15 protein-coding genes are annotated in these 16477 nt (G+C 50.6%); 9 read left to right on the top strand and 6 right to left on the bottom strand.

Annotated elements, in window-relative coordinates; all coding sequences use genetic code 11:
• Positions 1 to 111: 111 nt before the first annotated feature.
• Together argH and KK083_RS22425 are read left to right on the top strand one after the other, a co-directional pair.
• Positions 112 to 1443, top strand: coding sequence for an argininosuccinate lyase (argH, locus tag KK083_RS22430; RefSeq protein ID WP_254167758.1), 1332 nt, complete (start codon positions 112 to 114; stop codon positions 1441 to 1443).
• A 203-nt stretch (positions 1444 to 1646) separates the two neighbouring features.
• A complete protein-coding gene (locus KK083_RS22425) occupies positions 1647 to 1880 on the top strand; it encodes a hypothetical protein (protein ID WP_254167756.1) in 234 nt (77 codons plus the stop codon).
• A 51-nt stretch (positions 1881 to 1931) separates the two neighbouring features.
• On the opposite strand, the gene dctA is transcribed toward KK083_RS22425, so the two are convergent.
• Both dctA and KK083_RS22415 read right to left on the bottom strand, forming a co-directional pair.
• Positions 1932 to 3212 carry a C4-dicarboxylate transporter DctA gene (gene dctA / locus KK083_RS22420; protein ID WP_254167754.1) on the bottom strand — a complete coding sequence of 427 codons (1281 nt, stop codon included), beginning with the start codon at positions 3210 to 3212 and terminating at the stop codon, positions 1932 to 1934.
• A complete protein-coding gene (locus tag KK083_RS22415) occupies positions 3209 to 3457 on the bottom strand; it encodes a DUF3820 family protein (RefSeq protein ID WP_254167753.1) in 249 nt (82 codons plus the stop codon). Before KK083_RS22415 ends, dctA begins: the two co-directional genes overlap by 4 nt.
• Positions 3458 to 3567: 110 nt before the next feature.
• Between KK083_RS22415 and KK083_RS22410 the strand changes: the two genes are divergently transcribed.
• The 4 genes from KK083_RS22410 (at position 3568) to KK083_RS22395 (ending at position 8361) form a co-directional block, all read left to right on the top strand.
• Positions 3568 to 4164, top strand: a complete 597-nt coding sequence (locus KK083_RS22410) for a TetR/AcrR family transcriptional regulator (RefSeq protein WP_254167751.1) — start codon at positions 3568 to 3570, stop codon at positions 4162 to 4164.
• A gap of 38 nt (positions 4165 to 4202) precedes the next feature.
• Positions 4203 to 4424 (top strand): hypothetical protein, encoded by a 222-nt coding sequence (locus KK083_RS22405; protein WP_254167750.1) that lies wholly within the window; start codon positions 4203 to 4205, stop codon positions 4422 to 4424.
• A 42-nt stretch (positions 4425 to 4466) separates the two neighbouring features.
• Positions 4467 to 5717 carry an MFS transporter gene (locus KK083_RS22400; protein ID WP_254167749.1) on the top strand — a complete coding sequence of 417 codons (1251 nt, stop codon included), beginning with the start codon at positions 4467 to 4469 and terminating at the stop codon, positions 5715 to 5717.
• A 295-nt stretch (positions 5718 to 6012) separates the two neighbouring features.
• Positions 6013 to 8361: a prolyl oligopeptidase family serine peptidase gene (locus tag KK083_RS22395; protein ID WP_254167748.1), complete on the top strand. Its 2349-nt coding sequence runs from the start codon at positions 6013 to 6015 to the stop codon at positions 8359 to 8361.
• 100 nt (positions 8362 to 8461) lie between these two features.
• Here the strand turns inward: KK083_RS22395 and KK083_RS22390 are convergent, their stop codons facing one another.
• Complete coding sequence (locus KK083_RS22390; RefSeq protein WP_254167747.1) at positions 8462 to 9100, bottom strand: dioxygenase family protein; 639 nt, start codon at positions 9098 to 9100, stop codon at positions 8462 to 8464.
• Between the two features lie 299 nt (positions 9101 to 9399).
• Here KK083_RS22390 and KK083_RS22385 point away from each other — a divergent pair, with 299 nt between their 5' ends.
• From KK083_RS22385 to KK083_RS22375, 3 genes are all read left to right on the top strand, one after another.
• Positions 9400 to 10419 (top strand): sensor histidine kinase, encoded by a 1020-nt coding sequence (locus tag KK083_RS22385; protein WP_254167746.1) that lies wholly within the window; start codon positions 9400 to 9402, stop codon positions 10417 to 10419.
• 7 nt (positions 10420 to 10426) lie between these two features.
• Entirely contained in the window at positions 10427 to 11140 is a 714-nt protein-coding gene (locus KK083_RS22380; RefSeq protein WP_254167745.1) for a LytR/AlgR family response regulator transcription factor, read from the top strand.
• Positions 11141 to 11383: 243 nt separating this feature from the next.
• Positions 11384 to 12655 (top strand): M48 family metallopeptidase, encoded by a 1272-nt coding sequence (locus tag KK083_RS22375; RefSeq protein ID WP_317195244.1) that lies wholly within the window; start codon positions 11384 to 11386, stop codon positions 12653 to 12655.
• A 109-nt stretch (positions 12656 to 12764) separates the two neighbouring features.
• On the opposite strand, the gene KK083_RS22370 is transcribed toward KK083_RS22375, so the two are convergent.
• The 3 genes from KK083_RS22370 to KK083_RS22360 form a co-directional block, all read right to left on the bottom strand.
• Positions 12765 to 13157: a GxxExxY protein gene (locus KK083_RS22370; RefSeq protein ID WP_254167744.1), complete on the bottom strand. Its 393-nt coding sequence runs from the start codon at positions 13155 to 13157 to the stop codon at positions 12765 to 12767.
• Positions 13158 to 13281: 124 nt separating this feature from the next.
• Positions 13282 to 15768 carry a YfhO family protein gene (locus KK083_RS22365; protein ID WP_254167742.1) on the bottom strand — a complete coding sequence of 829 codons (2487 nt, stop codon included), beginning with the start codon at positions 15766 to 15768 and terminating at the stop codon, positions 13282 to 13284.
• Between the two features lie 181 nt (positions 15769 to 15949).
• Positions 15950 to 16477, bottom strand: a 528-nt coding sequence (locus KK083_RS22360) for a sulfite exporter TauE/SafE family protein (RefSeq protein WP_254167740.1), incomplete at its 5' end; no start/stop codon positions are given.

Raw genomic sequence — 16477 nt, 5'->3', positions numbered from 1 at the left:
AGGTTTGAAGTTTAAAGTTTAAAGTTAGGAGTGAGTCCAGTTTGAGAAGTCACATTTAAAAATATACACGAAACTAAACCGGCAACCGGCAACTGATAACCGGCAACCAATATGAAGATCTGGCAGAAAGACAAAACATCGTTAAAAGAAGTTGAAAAATTCACCGTAGGCAGAGACCGCGAAATGGATCTGTACCTGGCGCGTTTTGATGTGATGGGATCGCTGGCGCACATCCAGATGTTGGAGAGCATCGGCCTGCTGGAGAAGAAAGAGCTGGAGATCCTGACTGCCGAGCTGAAGCAGCTGTACCGGAACATCGAAGCCGGTCAGTTTGTACTGGAAGAAGGAACTGAAGACGTGCACTCGCAGGTGGAGCTGGAGCTTACCCGTAAGCTGGGCGACGTGGGGAAAAAGATGCATAGCGGCCGCTCACGGAACGACCAGGTGCTGGTAGATATTAAACTGTATCTCCGCGACGAGATCGAGCAGGTGGTCCATGAGGTGAAAGAGTTGTTTGACCTGCTGGTAAGCCAGAGCGATAAATACAAGGAACATTTACTGCCGGGCTACACGCACCTGCAGCTGGCCATGCCTTCGTCGTTCGGACTTTGGTTCGGCGCTTACGCGGAAAGCCTTGTGGATGACCTGATCACCCTGCAAGCCGCTTACCGTGTGGTCAATAAAAACCCGCTGGGATCCGCCGCCGGTTATGGCTCGTCGTTTCCCCTGAACCGCACCATGACTACCAGGCTGCTTGGATTTGAGGACCTCAATTACAATGTGGTGTACGCGCAGATGGGACGGGGCAAAACGGAGCGTATTGTTGCTGCCGCCTTATCGAATATTGCCGCTACGCTGGGCAAGCTGTCGATGGACGCATGCCTTTTCCTCAACCAGAACTTCGGATTCATCAGCTTCCCTGACGAGCTTACCACGGGCTCCAGCATTATGCCGCATAAAAAGAACCCGGATGTGTTCGAGCTGATCCGCTCACGCTGCAACCAGCTGCAGGCCGTACCCAACGATATTGCCCTGATGACGGCCAACCTTCCTTCAGGGTATCACCGTGACCTTCAGCTGTTGAAAGAGGTTCTGTTCCCCGCCATCCAAAGCCTGAAAGACTGCCTGCGCATAGCCCGGCTCATGCTCAGCAACATCCAGGTAAAAGAGCAGATCCTGGCCGACGAAAAATACAAATACCTGTTCAGTGTGGAAGAGGTGAACCGACTTGTGCTTTCGGGGATGCCATTCCGCGACGCCTATAAAAAGGTAGGTCTCGATATCGAGGCGAACAACTACCATCCTCAAACAACAGTAAAGCATACCCACGAAGGGAGCATTGGCAACCTGGCGCTTGAGCAGATCCGTTCGGCCATGCTTGCTGTGCTCGACTCCTTTCAGTTTCAATCATACAGAGAAACAATCGCCCGCCTTGTGAAGTAAGCAACGGTAGCGTTATTGCTGCTTTTTTCAGATACCGGTGCTTTCCTGTGGAATTAGGTACTCATCCGGCTGTAAAGCTGAGGTTTTTGTTGCTTAAAATTCCGGACAGCCGCAGATCTGCTCTACGGCATACGATTTTATTTTCAGAGCCCCGGAGGCGCGTATGTGTTAGGCGCAAAAGCTTAGCATTAAAGTGAAAAGCCATGAAAACAAAAACAATCAGTACAGATCATAAGAAGGGAAGCAGGCGACATGATTATCCTGAAAGACAGGTGGGTTTCCCGGAGCGTAACGATGTAACAAACCCGAACGAAGAAATGGAACGGGTACATGTTGATCTTGAGACGCTGGATATTTCCAGAAAAAATAATAAGGCGTTCACCCGGGAAATCACCGGAAGGAACACCTCTAATGATACGACTAGTGGGGAGAGGTGAAGTTGAAACGGAGCGGGAGAGAGGAGTGATAAAAACGCCTGGCCCAAAAGGTCAGGCGTTTTGCTTTTTACTTCCTTGCTCGGGATTGGGCTGGCCCAGGTTGTCAGCGATTATATTTTCTGTATAACTGACATGGCCGAAAGCCTCGTGCATCTTTGCGCGGTCAAACTCCTTCTCATTGTTGGCAAGCCATACGGTGGCCACCCCATTGCCAATGAAATTCGTCAGCGCCCTTGCTTCTGACATGAACCGGTCTACACCCAGCAGCAAGGCGAGCCCTTCCACCGGGATGATCTTCACGGCTGACAGCGTGGAGGCCAGCACCACAAATCCGCTTCCTGTTACACCAGCGGCTCCTTTTGATGTGATGAACAATACACCGATAATGGAGAACATCTGTGACAGCGTAAGCTCGATGCCAAACGCCTGTGCCAGAAAGATCACGGCCATGGAAAGATAGATGGTGGTTCCATCGAGATTGAAAGAGTATCCTGCGGGCACTACCAATCCTACCACGGGTTTTGAGCATCCCATGCGTTCGAGCTTTTCCATCAGCGAGGGCAACCCGGCTTCCGAAGAAGATGTGCCCAGCACAATGAGCAGCTCTTCGCGGATGTATTTCAGGAACTTCCAGAGGTTCACCTTATACCATCGCATGATCAGGTACAATACCACGCAGATGAAAAGTCCCATGGTGGTGTAGACTGTGGCCATGAGCTTGGCCAGGGGCACCAGCGTATCGATGCCGTATTTACCGATGGTGAAGGCCATTCCGCCAAAAGCGCCTACCGGTGCGAAGATCATTACGAAGTGCAACGCTTTGAAGACGTATTTGGAGATGCTGCGAAGCACGTCAATGATTTTCTTTGATGACGGGATCTTGCTCAGCACAATGCCAAACAGGATGGAGAACAGCAACACCTGGATGGTGATGTTCTCTTTCAGGAAATGAAGCCAGCTGAAATCCTGCGCGCGTTGGGTATAACTGTCGATGTTCTGCGTGCTCGCGGCGGACGTTACAATACCTTCGCCGGGGCGGATCACGTGGGCTACGATGACACCCAGTATCAGCGCGAGGGTGGTTACGATCTCGAAATAGAGAATGGCCTTGCCGCCAACCCTGCCTACTTTTTTCAGGTCGTTCATGCCGCTGATGCCCAGCGAAATGGTAAGGAAGATAATGGGGTTGATGAAGAGCTTGACGATATCGATGAACCCGGTGCCGATGGGTTGCATTTTGACAGCAACATCGGGAACAAAATGGCCCAGCAGCGCTCCGGCCGTGATGGCAGTAAGGACCCAGAAAGTGAGGTTGGTGAATAACTTTTTCAAGTGGCGTTCTGTTGATTCTTTCTGAGTGGCTGCAGCAGGTATGTTAAACCGTTGATCTTTATTTCATAGATGGTGGCCAGCATCATACCGAGCTTTCCGGCAGGAAATCCTTCTTTGGCAAACCACTCGAGGTAGCTCACCGGCAGATCGCAGAGCACCGTGCCTTTATATTTACCGAAAGGCATTTTCATTCTCACCAGGCTCAGCAATATTTCTCCGTCCGGCAACGGTTGCGATGTTTCCATAAGACGAAAGGTATGTAAAATCCGGCATACGTGCGTGCCAGGAGCGGCTGATAAAATTTCTGCTCCACCCTTGTATAAAAGAACGAACATTCATTTATATTTGAGCCATCATGCGGACGCGCGACGAGAACAAACGGATGGCAATTTGCCAGAAAGCCCTTAAAATGATCGTTGAGAAGGGTTTCGACGGCCTCAGCATGCAGAAGCTTGCCAAAGCTGCCGGGGTATCACCGGCCACCATCTACATCTACTTCAAAGACCGCGACGACCTGATCGTGCAGCTGTGGACGGAAGAGATGGAAAAGATGTTTAGCATTACCCTGAAAGATTTCGATCCGGCCATGCCTTTCGACGAGGGCCTCAAGGTGCAGTGGATGAACCGGGCGAAGTATTTTATGGATAATCCTGTCAGCATGCATTTCATGGAGCAGATCAAGTATTCGCCCTATCACCACCTGACAATCAAGCACCTGAACAATACCTTTGTGACTACTATGGGGGAGTTTGCGCATAACGCCATCAGGAACAAAGAGCTGGTAAGGCTACCGTTGGAAGTTTACTGGTCGGTGGCATTTGCCCCGTTGTATCAGCTGGTGAAGTTCCACATGTCTGGCAGGGGCCTGCGTGGTGGGGCAGAAAAATTTGTGCTGGATGAAAAGATCATGAACCAGACGTTGTCGCTGGTCTTAAAAGCATTGAAACCCTGACAGTAGTTGACAGAACACCGATTTTAAATTTGCAACATATGGTCTCCGAAATACTCATCTTCAAAACCAACATCCACGCCGAGGGCGATGTGAGAAAAGTAGCGCAGTTGCTGAATTCAGACCTGCACGTGCGCAAATGGAACATTGACCGTGATGACATAGACCGTGTGTTGCGGATCGAGTCAGACGACTATAATCCGGAACACATTATTCACATGATCACCAGGGCGGGCTTCCGTTGTGAAGAGCTCCTTGACTGATCTATTTACTAACCATTTATCGTTTAAAACGAACCATTACTAATGAAAGAGAAAATATTTAACTCATACGACGTATTCATTATTGCCATCCTTACCATTCTTCAGTTCACCATTATACTTGACTTTATGGTATTGTCGCCGCTGGGGGCTATCGTTATGCCTGAGCTGAAGATCACACCGGCCCAGTTTGCCATGGTGGTCTCCGCCTACGCATTCAGCGCGGGCTCGTCAGGCTTGCTTGCGGCAGGTTTTGCCGATAAGTTCGATCGCAAAAAACTGTTGTTATTCTTTTATGTTGGATTTATTGTCGGCACCGCATTGTGTGCCATGGCAACCAGCTATCACTTTCTGCTGGTGGCCAGGATCGTCACGGGCATATTCGGCGGTGTGATCGGGTCCATCAGCTTTGCCATTATCACTGACCTTTTCCGCATGGAAGTGAGGGGTCGCGTGATGGGGTTTGTGCAGATGGCGTTTGCCTCCAGCCAGGTGCTGGGCATACCGCTGGGGCTTTATCTCGCGCCCTATTGGGGATGGCAGGCTCCGTTCTTTCTTATCGTAGGTGTCAGCGTTGTTGTTGGTGTGCTCATCGTGTTATACATGAAGCCGGTCGATGCGCACTTGAAAATACAGTCGGCCCGGAATCCGTTCGTGCACCTGCTGAAAACCATATCACGTCCCGATTATCTCCGGGGCTTTGCCGCCACGATCCTGCTCGCAACGGGAGGTTTTATGCTCATGCCGTTTGGCAGCGTGTTCAGCGTTCATAACCTGGGCATTCCCGTGGATAAATTGTTCCTGCTCTATATGATTACCGGGATCTTCTCCATCGCTACAGGACCGATCATCGGCAAGCTCAGCGATACACTCGGAAAATACCAGGTGTTTGTAGGAGGTTCTCTCCTGACCATGATCGTTGTGCTCATTTATTGTAACCTGGGCATTACACCGCTATGGGTGGTAGTAGCCATCAGTGTTATCATGTTCATGGGCGTTTCCTCAAGGATCATTTCTTCTTCAGCGCTGATGTCTGCCGTGCCGGATCCCGCAGACCGGGGGGCGTTCATGGGTATCAACGCTTCGGTTCAGCAGATCTCCGGAGGCATTGCCACACTGATCGCCGGCCTCATCGTGGTGCAAACCCCTTCTCAAAAACTTGAGCACTACGACATCCTCGGATATGTAGTGACAGGAGCGATGATCATCACCATGCTCATGATGTACCTCATTCATAAACAGGTGATGAGAAAGGCGGCACCCCATACCCCGGTAGCCGCACCCGTAGCAGAATAGTTGACAATAGACAAAATACCGACTTCGTCGGTATTCAGTAGACAATGGGGAACCATCAAATAAAGCGTTTCAGTCTTTGATGTACCCATTGTCCACAGTCTCCTAATCGCTATCGGGTACCAGGGGCGCGCCAACACGCAATAGTGATCGTCAGCACAAAACGTTTCGGTCTTGACAACCATTGTCTACTGCTCCCGATACTATCGGGATTGCCTACTGTCAATTGATTTCCGTTTGTGTAAAAAGCTGTTAATTCTCGCCGGGTCTTAGCATATTGGCGGTTTAATTGCAACCCATGAGACGCTTTCTTCCCTGTTTCTTAGCGCTTATCGCCGCCTTTCCGGCCATTGGCCAGCAAACACTCACCGTTGAGAAGATCATGCGAGACCCCCTGTGGATGGGGTCGTTGCCAACGAAACCGGCCTGGTCCGCTGATTCCCGCACGTTATACTTCTTATGGAATCCTGTGAATGCGGCCGCCGATTCGATCTATAAGGTCACCCCGCAGAATCCCAGCCCGGTGAAGGTCGACAAAAGCGAACGTGCAAAACTTCCGTCAGGCGAGTTGCAGTTCAACCACGCGCACACAAAAGTTGTCTTTGAGAAATACGGCGATATTTTCGTGCATGACCTTGCTTCGAAAAAAATAACGCAGGTCACCAAAACGCTGGCCTCCGAGTTCACGCCATGCTTCTCAGCCGATGACCAAAAAATATTTTACATCAGCGATCAGAACCTTTACAGCTGGGAGACGGGCACCGGCATGATCACGCAGCTGACCGACTTCAGAAAAGGCAAGAAGGTAGCCTCGACAGTGCTCTCTGAACAGGAGCAGTGGTTGAAACGCGATCAGCTCAGAACGTTGCAGGTGTTGAAAGAACGCGACGCCAAACAAACCGCGGCCAGCAAGATCCGCAAGAGCGAAGCCCCGGCGCGTCCGAAAGAAATTTACCTCGACGAAAAAAATGTGGACATGATCCGGATCAGTCCCGATGAGAAATTCATCACGTTCAGGCTCACCCGGTCCGTCCGCGGCAGGGGCACCGTTGTTCCGGCTTATGTAACGCCTACCGGATTTACGGAAGACATCAACGCCCGCACCAAGGTAGGCAGCGCTTCCGGTACCCAGGAATTGTTTCTCTATGATATTGCCGGCGATACAGTGTACCAGGTGAATGCGCATGATCTTCCCGGTATCACAGATAAGATCTTGTTCAATCCATCCACAGAAAAAGATCCCAGGGCCAGCAAGGATAAGAAGAATGATGCGCGCCAGGTGATCTTTACGCAGCTGAGCTGGTCGCCTGACGGCAAGTACGCTTCGGTGGTGATCAGGGCTTCGGACAATAAAGACCGGTGGATCTGTCTGCTGAATCCGGCCACACGCAAGCTCACATCCCTTCACCGCCTGCATGACGATGCCTGGGTGAACTTTAACGCAGGCAGGGCTTTCGGCGAGCCCGTATCAGCATGGCTGAACAACACGCAGATCTGGTTCCTCTCTGAAGAAACGGGTTATCAGCATCTGTACACGGCCGATGTTTCAAACGGAAATATCAAGGCGCTCACCAGCGGGAAGTATGAAGTTCAGGACGTGATCATTCCCGCGAGCAAGAAATATTTTTACATCGTTACCAACGAAGTGCACCCGGGTGAAAAACAGTTTTACCGGTTGCCGGTCACGGGAGGTAAAGCCGAACGCCTCACCACCATGACCGGGGCGCATGAAGTTGAGCTGTCACCCGATGAAAAATACATCGCTTTCCGCTATTCGTACAGCAACAAACCGTGGGAGCTCTTTATCATGGAGAACAAACCCGGAGCGAAACCGGTACAGGTCACCAACTCCCTGTCGGCTGAATTTAAAGCATATGCGTGGCGCGACCCCGAGCTGATCACCTTCAAAGCGCGCGACAATGCAGATGTTTATGCGCGACTTTATAAACCGAAGAACCCCAATGGCGCCGCCGTGGTCTTTGTGCATGGCGCGGGTTACCTGCAAAATGCGCACAAGTGGTGGAGCAGCTACTTCAGGGAATATATGTTCCATAACCTGCTCGCCGACAAAGGATACACTGTGCTGGACCTTGACTATCGCGCCAGCGCAGGATACGGCAGGGACTGGCGCACTGGAATCTACCAGTTCATGGGAGGCAAAGACCTCACCGATAATATCGATGGTGCAAAATATTTGATAGACCAGCACCAGATCGATCCTAAACGCATCGGCATTTATGGCGGATCGTATGGCGGATTCATCACGCTGATGGCCATGTTCACAACGCCCGATGTATTTGCCGCCGGCGCCGCCCTCAGGCCTGTTACCGATTGGGCGCATTACAATCACGCCTACACGTCCAACATCCTCAACGTGCCTCACATGGATAGCCTTGCTTATGCGAAAAGCTCTCCGATCTACTATGCGGATGGCCTGAAAGGTTCACTGCTGATGTGCCACGGCATGGTGGATGTGAACGTTCACTTCCAGGATGTGGTGAGATTATCACAACGCCTCATCGAGCTTGGCAAAGATGACTGGGAGCTGGCCGTTTACCCGATGGAAGACCACGCTTTCGTAGAACCCAGCAGCTGGACAGACGAGTACAAGCGGATACTGAAGTTGTTTGAGACGAAGCTGAAGTAGTTGAAAATTTTAAGTTTAAAGTTTAAAGTTGGTGGAGCGTAGTGCCCGAAGCGCGGCCCTGCGCGGAAGCAACTTTAAACCTGAAACCTGAAACTTTAAACTATTCATACCCCGGTACATTCAACCCAAGCACAATATCCCGTTTGGCGATCTGCATGCCGCTGGCATCCCGGGTGGTCTTAATGATTCCTTTTCCGCCGCGTCCTGGCTGGTTGGCGCGTTCGCGTGCAGAGAGGATCGGGTCGTCGTCGAAGAGGTATTCATCGATCCAGTATTCTTTGATACCAGGCTCCTTGATCACCGGATGGATGTGCTCGGGATTCTGTCGGCCCGGGTAAGCTGCCGGTCTCAGCGTGTAGAATTTGTATCGTCCGTCGGCGTTGGTTTTGATCCAGCCCCGGATGTAGCCATGCCGTTTGCCCCACCCGGTCTCATTACCTTTGGTTGAATATTCGCCTGACTGATCGGTATGGTAGATGTAAAGGATCACATCTTTTGCCGGTGTCTTTCCATCCTTCCGGAAGATAGTGCCGCTGATCTCAAGCTTTGGACCTGGCTCGTGGAAGTCGGGCAGTGTATCGATCCAGGTGAGTGCTTTGGCGCCGTATTCGTGCACAGCTTCGCACCCTTCACAGCCGTCGCCAACAACGCGTTCTTTCGCGGTCCCGCCTTTTTTCTGCGCGCAGGCAGATAACATCAGGGCCGAAAATATCATGGTCAGGATCATGGTTCTGTTCATAGGTTGTCTTTTAATAATGGTAAGTACGGTACTTCAGGCGTCGAAGACATGAAGTTATGATGATGTGTAATGGATTCTTGATGAACGGGAAGATTGTCGAATAGTCCACAGTCCACGGCCGTACGGAGTGGCCCTCCGCTGTCTCAACTGGCAATTGATCTTCTAACAACATTTTGGTAATTCGCGGGCCAGCCGTGGTCTGTGGTCTGTTGACCGTGGACTCCTCCATCGGCACCATTCTCTTGACGAAAAGCGCATCCTATGTTAGGCGCATGCTCATAAAAGCGGTAATTTTCGTTATGGAACGCTTCTGGAAATACAAGCTTGACCATGTGATCTTCTGGGTTGCTACCGTGACCTTCCACATGTTCACCAGGCTTCACCTGATCGCCAGTGTGGGGGTCGGGCAGTTCCTGCTGGAGGTGTTGGCTCGTAACCTGCTGCTCGCGTTCGTCATCTACCTGAACATCTTTGTGCTCATCCCCAGGTTTGCCCAGCAGCGGAAATGGATCATCTACGCGGCGCTCCTGGTGCTCGACCTCGCCTTTTATGCGGCAGCCAAGAACGCGCACGATGTTTATCTCTACGGTTATTTTTTAGGCGATGAAGGAAGGCGGTATTTCTTCTATAACACATTCTATAATCTCTCGATTGCCATCTTCTACATGTCGTTCAGCGTGGCGTTGCAGCTGAGTCGTGAGTGGTATGCACAGCGGGAGCTGATCAGGAGAATTGAAATTGAAAAGCTCAACACGGAGCTCGATTACCTGAAGGCCCAGATCAACCCGCATTTTCTTTTCAACTCCATCAATACTATTTATTTTCAGATCGATAAGCAGAATACGCTGGCGCGCGAAACACTTTCGTCGTTCTCAGAGATGCTGCGGTATCAGCTTTACGAATGCAACGGCAAGGAGATCCCGGTGGAGAAGGAGGTGGCCTATCTCAGGAACTACGTTGATCTTCAGCGTCACCGCAAAGACGAGAATTACCGTATCACTTTCTCATGTGATGGCATGCAAGGATTTACCCTTGCGCCACTGCTGCTAATACCTTTTGTGGAGAATGCCTTCAAACATGTATCGCATTTTTCGAAAGGGAACGAGATCACCATCGCGCTGAGCAAAAAGGATAAGGTCTTTCGCCTGAACATTGTAAACACACTGGACCCGAATCAGAAGAACAACAACGAAGGCCATGGCATCGGCCTGAAGAACGTACGGCGGAGGCTGGAGCTGCTCTATAAGGGACGTTACACGCTCGACGTTCGTGAGACTGCGGGGAATTTTGAAGTGAACCTTGAACTAACGGTAAACTGATATGAAGATGAATTGTCTTATCGTAGACGACGAGCCGGTTGCCCGCAAAGGGGTAGCGGAATATGTCAATGAGATCGATTTTTTGAACCTTGCAGGACAATGTGAGAATGCCGTGAAAGCGTCAGCGTATCTCAACCAACAAGCCATCGATCTTGTTTTTCTCGACATTCAGATGCCGAAGCTTTCTGGTATCGAGTTCCTGAAGATGTTAAAGAACCCGCCGCTCGTTATTTTCACCACAGCCTATTCGGAATATGCGGTGGAAGGTTATTCACTCGATGTGGTCGATTACCTGATGAAGCCCATCACCTTCGAACGTTTTCTCAAGGCTGCACAGAAAGCGCTTGAAATTCACTTACTGAAACGCGCAGCCAGCCAGTCCGGCGATGCACAAGCTGATTATTTCTTTGTAAAGTGTGATAGCAAGTTTGAAAAGGTCTTCTTTCAGGAAGTGTGTTATGTGGAAGCCATGCAGAACTACTCCATCATCCACACGCAGAGCAGAAAGCTGATCACTTATATCACCATGACCAGCCTCGAGAATCAGCTGCCCGCGAAGCAATTTCTGAAAGTGCATAAATCCTACATCGTTTCAGTTCCCCACATTAAAGCCATTGAAGGAAATGAGATCCTTATCGGCGAAGCACGGATTCCCATCAGCCGAAATTTGAAAGATGAAGTGATCAATCACATTCTGGGGAATAAGCTGTTTAAAAGATGAGTCAAAAGTCCACGGTCCACAGTCGAAGGGGGGTCTCATTACGTCATTCAGAGCAAGGAATATGGGTTGGTATGTGGGGAGCGATGAATCCTCTTATGGCGAAGTGCATCCAGTAAGGCTTGTGCTCGAATTAAGTACGCAGTAACGAATGGGGGATCCGTCGCTCACACAATCCACCGCACCACCACCGCTCTGGATGACGGTCTTGGATAATCCGGGCGTGGACCGTGGTCTGTGGACTAATTGAACGAAATTCATCTTTTCTTCGTAGAATTGCTGATGATGAGTCCCCAGACGATTTTATACATTATTTTGGCCATCGCCACGATCAGCTACCTGTTCGATCAGTTCCTGGATTATATCAATCTGAAAGCACAGCGTTCAGACATCCCTGATGATATTGCCGCTTTCTATGACCGCGCCAAGTATCTGCGATCGCTTGATTACCATCGTGATATCACCAACTTTTCATTTATCACGTCAGCTTTCGGTTTTCTGCTGTCGGCCCTGATGCTGCTGCTGGGTGGCTTCGGATGGCTCGACGGTGTGTTGAGAACATTTACGAATAATGAGATCGTGCTGGCGCTGGCCTTCTTTGGGGTGCTGATGCTGGCCGCCGACATACTCACATTACCTTTTCAGCTTTATTCCATTTTTGTGATCGAAGAAAGGTACGGTTTCAACAAGACCACCCCTAAGATCTTTATCATGGACAAGCTTAAGGGATACCTGCTGGCTGTGATCATTGGTGCGCCGCTCGTTGCGCTGCTGATCTATATGATCCAGGCCGTAGGACAGAATTTCTGGATCTGGTTTGCGCTGATCGCATCGGCGTATGTGCTGTTCATGAATATGTTTTACACTACGCTGATCCTTCCATTGTACAACAAGCTCACACCGCTGCAGGACGGAGAGCTAAAATCGGCCATCGAAGAATTTGCAAGGAAAGTGAATTTTCCGCTCGATAATATTTTTGTCATCGACGGATCAAAACGTTCCAACAAAGCCAATGCATTCTTTTCGGGTATAGGACGCAAGAAGAAGATCGTTTTGTACGATACGCTGATCGCACGTCATAGCACAGACGAGCTGGTGGCCGTGCTGGCGCATGAAGTGGGGCACTTCAAGAAAAAACATATCGTATGGGGATTTGTGCTTGCCGTGGCGCAGATCTTCTTTACGCTGTTCATCCTTTCGCTGATGGTTTACAACGAGAACCTGTCGCTCGCGCTGGGAGGCAGGGAGCTCTCCCTTCATCTTAACCTGATAGCGTTCACCATTTTGTTTACGCCCATCTCGGGTATCACCGGCCTGTTCATGAGCATGTACAGCCGCAGGAACGAGTACGAGGCCGATGCCTATGCCCGCGAGACCTACAGCGGCCCGGCACTGGCCCTGGCGCTGAAAAGACTTTCCGTGGACTCACTGAGCAATTTGTATCCGCATCCCATCTACGTGTTCTTTCATTATTCCCATCCGCCGTTGCTGAAAAGACTGGCGGCGATTAATAAATAATGGCTTCGGTATTTTAGGCCACGAAGGCACCAAGACACAGAGTAGGCACAAAGCACTTAGTGTCTTCTTTGTGTTCTTAGTGTCTCTGTGGCAAAAGAACCGCCGCGCATTATAGGATCAGACGTTTTATTCCCTCTTTGATCTTAGGAACATTAAAATTGATCAGATAGCCGAGCCGGAGTCCCGTTAATTTAAGATGACTCAGCACCTGAGCCTGCCAGACTGGATTTACAATGTCAACAGCCTTGACTTCTATAATGACAAGGTTGTCTACCAGAATATCTAGGCGTAATCCTTCATCGAAGACGATGCCATCATACTGGATAGGAATGTCGATCTGTCGGGCAACCATATGGCCGCTCTTTCTCAATTCATGAGTGATGCATACTTCATAAACTTTTTCCAGTAGTCCAGGGCCAAGTTCATTGTGTACTTTAAAAGCAGCATTGACTACATCCTGGCCAATGGCTTCTTGTTCTTGAGAGAGTCTTTCAAAATTCATTTGAGCATAATTAATAGGCGTGGCTTCGATTTTAAGGCCACGAAGGCACTATGACACAAAGTAGGCACAAAGCACTTAGTGTCTTCTTCGTGTTCTTAGTGTGTTTGTGGCGAGAAAAAAAGCACTAAACCTTTTTTCCAGCCTGCGTTTCTTTTCTCAAAGAGAAACCAAGACTTCCCACCAAAACTAACACCACAAGCCACGATGACGCTGTGGTCACTTTGTTGCCGACGGTGTATGGCTTCGGTTCAAAGCGGAATTCAATGGTGTGTGTGCCGGCAGGAACCTCCAGCGCGCGGAGAATGTAGTCGGCCCTGAGCACGGGGCTTTCCTTGCCATCGATGGTGGCGACCCATCCCGGGTAATAGATCTCGGAGAAAACAGCCAGGCTATTACCCTGGGCGTTGCTTTCATATTTGAGATAGTTGGGCTCGTGCGTTACAATGCGGATCGTGCCGGTGCTATCAGCTTCCGTCGATGACACCTGAAACTTCGACACGTCGATCACTGCATTGGCCTTCGTATCCACACTACACGTTTTTTCAAGCTCTTCCGTTGGAGTGTTGACTTTAAGAATATTGCTAACGAACCATGCCGGACCATTTGCTGCGGTGTTCTGCATCATGGCGCCACGCTCTGTTCCAAAAACAATGTATTTGATGTTGAGCAGGTTGAGCGCCGTATACCGGTTGAAATCCAGCTGCTGCCGCTGATAATCGGCCCCCAGCATCTGCGTATTTTTCGTGATGCATGAATCATAGAAATCCTGGTACCGTTTAATTTTCGCGCCGTGGTAGCCGCCTATGGAGTGGTGATAGTAAGAGGTACGGGCTTCCTGCCATTGGAGATTGTATACCCTGTAGTACGATTTATCCCGCAGAATATCCTGGTCGATTTCGTTCATGGCAAAAAAGGTGTTGTCTCTTTTGCGTTTGAAATTGTTCTCGGAAAAATAACGGCTATCCACGACAGCAACATCTACCGTTGCCATAAAGATCAGCAGGGCATAGAATCCTACCGGCGATATTTTTTTATGCACATCGAAGTAGAGCATGATAAACGCTGCCGCGATGAAAGCGAAAGAACGGAAGGCATCAGCCCTGAACAGGCTCTTCCGGTCGGCCGCGAGCGCGTCAACAAACCACGCCGGCAGCTGATTTTCCATCTCCCTGGTAAAGCCGAACATGCCGGCAAACAACCACAACAACAGGCACAGTCCACCGGTGGCGCCGAAAGCGATGAGCAGTTTTCGCTTTGCTGACTTGTCCAGTCCCTGCTTCCATAATTTTTCTACACCCATGAGGCCGAGCAGCGGCATGGCGAAGAGCACCATGATGATGGTAAAGGTAACGGAGCGGAATTTATTGTAAGCCGGGAAGTAATCGAACATGAAATAGTTGAACGAAGGGAAGCTGCTGCCCCAGCTGAGCACGATGCCCAGTATGCTGACCGTTGCCAGCCACCACACATACTTGCGTTCTGCAAAGGCGCAGCCAACGGCGAACAGGAACACCATGATAGCGCCACCATAATACGGTGCCGTGTTCGATTGTGGCCCCCAGTAAGGTCGGGTGAAGTTGTAAAGCTGGTTCACCATCTGCTCATTTCCCTGGTTCGCAAGGTTCTGCAGTGCCTGGAAGGTTTCACTCTTTCTGTTCTCAGCCAGCGATGTATTGGAGCTTCCGCCATAGAAGTTGGGGATCAGCAGGGTGAACGGTTCCAGGATGCCGTTGCTATATTCGAACGCCCACTCCTTTGTGTTATCGCTCTTCACCGCCGCGTTGTCGCTCTTCACCCCGCTGGTCGGCTGAGGTGTTGTTTTCACAAGCTCGGATTTTCCACGGGTTGAGTATGCCGAATATTCTGTCAGTGCCCAGAGCGGACCGAAAAACGTTCCCACAGCAATGAGCACCGCGGGAATGAGCACGCCGATGGTCTTAAGAAAGTCCATACCGTTCTTTTCCCGGATCGCTTCGATCAGCCTGATCAAGCCGTAGATGGCTACGATCATCAGGAAGTAATAAGTGATCTGCACGTGATTCTCCCGCAGGTGAAGCGCCAGCCCGGCCGTGGTAACGCCGAAACCGAGGATCTTGCGGTTGGAAAAAGCCAGGTGGATGCCCGCCATGATCAGCGGCATGAATGCAATGGCCCCGATGCGCCCGTTATGTCCCGCGCCCAGGCCTATGATCATGTATGACGAGAGCCCGAAGCAGATCGCACCGGCGATGGCCAGGTAAGGCCGGATGCCGAACGCCAGCAGCATAATGTAGTAGCAGACGAATGCGAGAAAAATGTTGCAGATGGGGTGCGACAACCCCAGCGAAAGAATACGTTTCAGAAATCCCACGGCCTTGTTGCCCCACTCCACGCTCACCAGGTATGCGGGCATTCCGCTGAACATAGTATCGGTCCACAGTGCTTCTTTCCCTGTTTGCTCCCGGTAGTCGGCGATTGACTTTGATGACCCGAGGAACTGCTGGATGTCATGCTGCTCCAGGGTTTTATTATCGAAGAAAGCAGGTTTGAAAAAGAACAGTGTTACGATCAGGAAGATACCCACGGCCACAACATGGGGCAGGACATGCTCAAGGAAGTTGATTTTTTTCATTTCCGGGATTTAGAGGCCGCAAAATAGGGAAAATTGTCGGGAATAGTCCATGGTCCATAGTCGATGGTCCATGGTTAGACCGGTGAATAATCACGGGGATTGCTTGTAAGGTCGTGTTAATGACTTACGCTAAATCCAGCACTGTCCCGGCCATGGACTATGGACCATCGGCCATGGACTTTTACAAATGATCCTTCAGAATATTAATTCCGGCCACCAGAATGAGTAGGGCCGTGATCCTTTTGATGTATATGGGGTCGAACTTTCGGGCACCCAGCCGCGAGCCGATCTGTCCACCAGCCAGTACGGCAAGCAGGAGCGGCAGAATAAAGGTCCAGTCGATGGTTGCCGACCGCGCCAGCTGGCCTGCCAGTCCGCTGATGGAGTTCACGAGGATGAACAGGCTGGCCAGCGCCGAGATCCTTTTGGCATCGTCCCATTGGATGAGGTGAAGAATGGGGGAGAGGAAGATGCCGCCGCCAATGCTTACGAGCCCCGAAAGAAAGCCTACACTTCCGCCCAGCGCGGCGTTGAGCCACAGGTTATCAGACTTGGTGCCTGTCAGCTTTTGCGGCTTGAGCCACAGCAGCAACGCCGCCACGATCAGGCAGATGCCTAAAATGACAAAAAAAGCAGAGGCTCCGATCTTCCAGTAGCCGCCGACGAAAGCTGCCGGTATGCTTGTTACAACAAAGGGCCAGCATTGCTT

The organism is Chryseosolibacter histidinae, from assembly GCF_018598225.1.
Lineage (GTDB): Bacteria > Bacteroidota > Bacteroidia > Cytophagales > Cyclobacteriaceae > Chryseosolibacter > Chryseosolibacter histidini.
The sequence above is the reverse complement of the archived record's forward strand: the minus strand, read 5'-3'. Positions and strand labels throughout refer to the sequence as shown.

What these genes read in the sequence shown, in the direction of transcription:
- KK083_RS22405 (WP_254167750.1), top strand. Translation starts at nt 4,203, where the DNA reads ATGGTCTCCGAAATACTCATCTTCAAAACCAACATCCACGCCGAGGGC.
- KK083_RS22390 (WP_254167747.1), bottom strand. Translation starts at nt 9,100, where the DNA reads ATGAACAGAACCATGATCCTGACCATGATATTTTCGGCCCTGATGTTA.
- KK083_RS22395 (WP_254167748.1), top strand. Translation starts at nt 6,013, where the DNA reads ATGAGACGCTTTCTTCCCTGTTTCTTAGCGCTTATCGCCGCCTTTCCG.
- KK083_RS22400 (WP_254167749.1), top strand. Translation starts at nt 4,467, where the DNA reads ATGAAAGAGAAAATATTTAACTCATACGACGTATTCATTATTGCCATC.
- KK083_RS22370 (WP_254167744.1), bottom strand. Translation starts at nt 13,157, where the DNA reads ATGAATTTTGAAAGACTCTCTCAAGAACAAGAAGCCATTGGCCAGGAT.
- KK083_RS22380 (WP_254167745.1), top strand. Translation starts at nt 10,427, where the DNA reads ATGAATTGTCTTATCGTAGACGACGAGCCGGTTGCCCGCAAAGGGGTA.
- KK083_RS22415 (WP_254167753.1), bottom strand. Translation starts at nt 3,457, where the DNA reads ATGGAAACATCGCAACCGTTGCCGGACGGAGAAATATTGCTGAGCCTG.
- KK083_RS22410 (WP_254167751.1), top strand. Translation starts at nt 3,568, where the DNA reads ATGCGGACGCGCGACGAGAACAAACGGATGGCAATTTGCCAGAAAGCC.
- KK083_RS22365 (WP_254167742.1), bottom strand. Translation starts at nt 15,768, where the DNA reads ATGAAAAAAATCAACTTCCTTGAGCATGTCCTGCCCCATGTTGTGGCC.
- KK083_RS22425 (WP_254167756.1), top strand. Translation starts at nt 1,647, where the DNA reads ATGAAAACAAAAACAATCAGTACAGATCATAAGAAGGGAAGCAGGCGA.
- argH (WP_254167758.1), top strand. Translation starts at nt 112, where the DNA reads ATGAAGATCTGGCAGAAAGACAAAACATCGTTAAAAGAAGTTGAAAAA.
- KK083_RS22385 (WP_254167746.1), top strand. Translation starts at nt 9,400, where the DNA reads ATGGAACGCTTCTGGAAATACAAGCTTGACCATGTGATCTTCTGGGTT.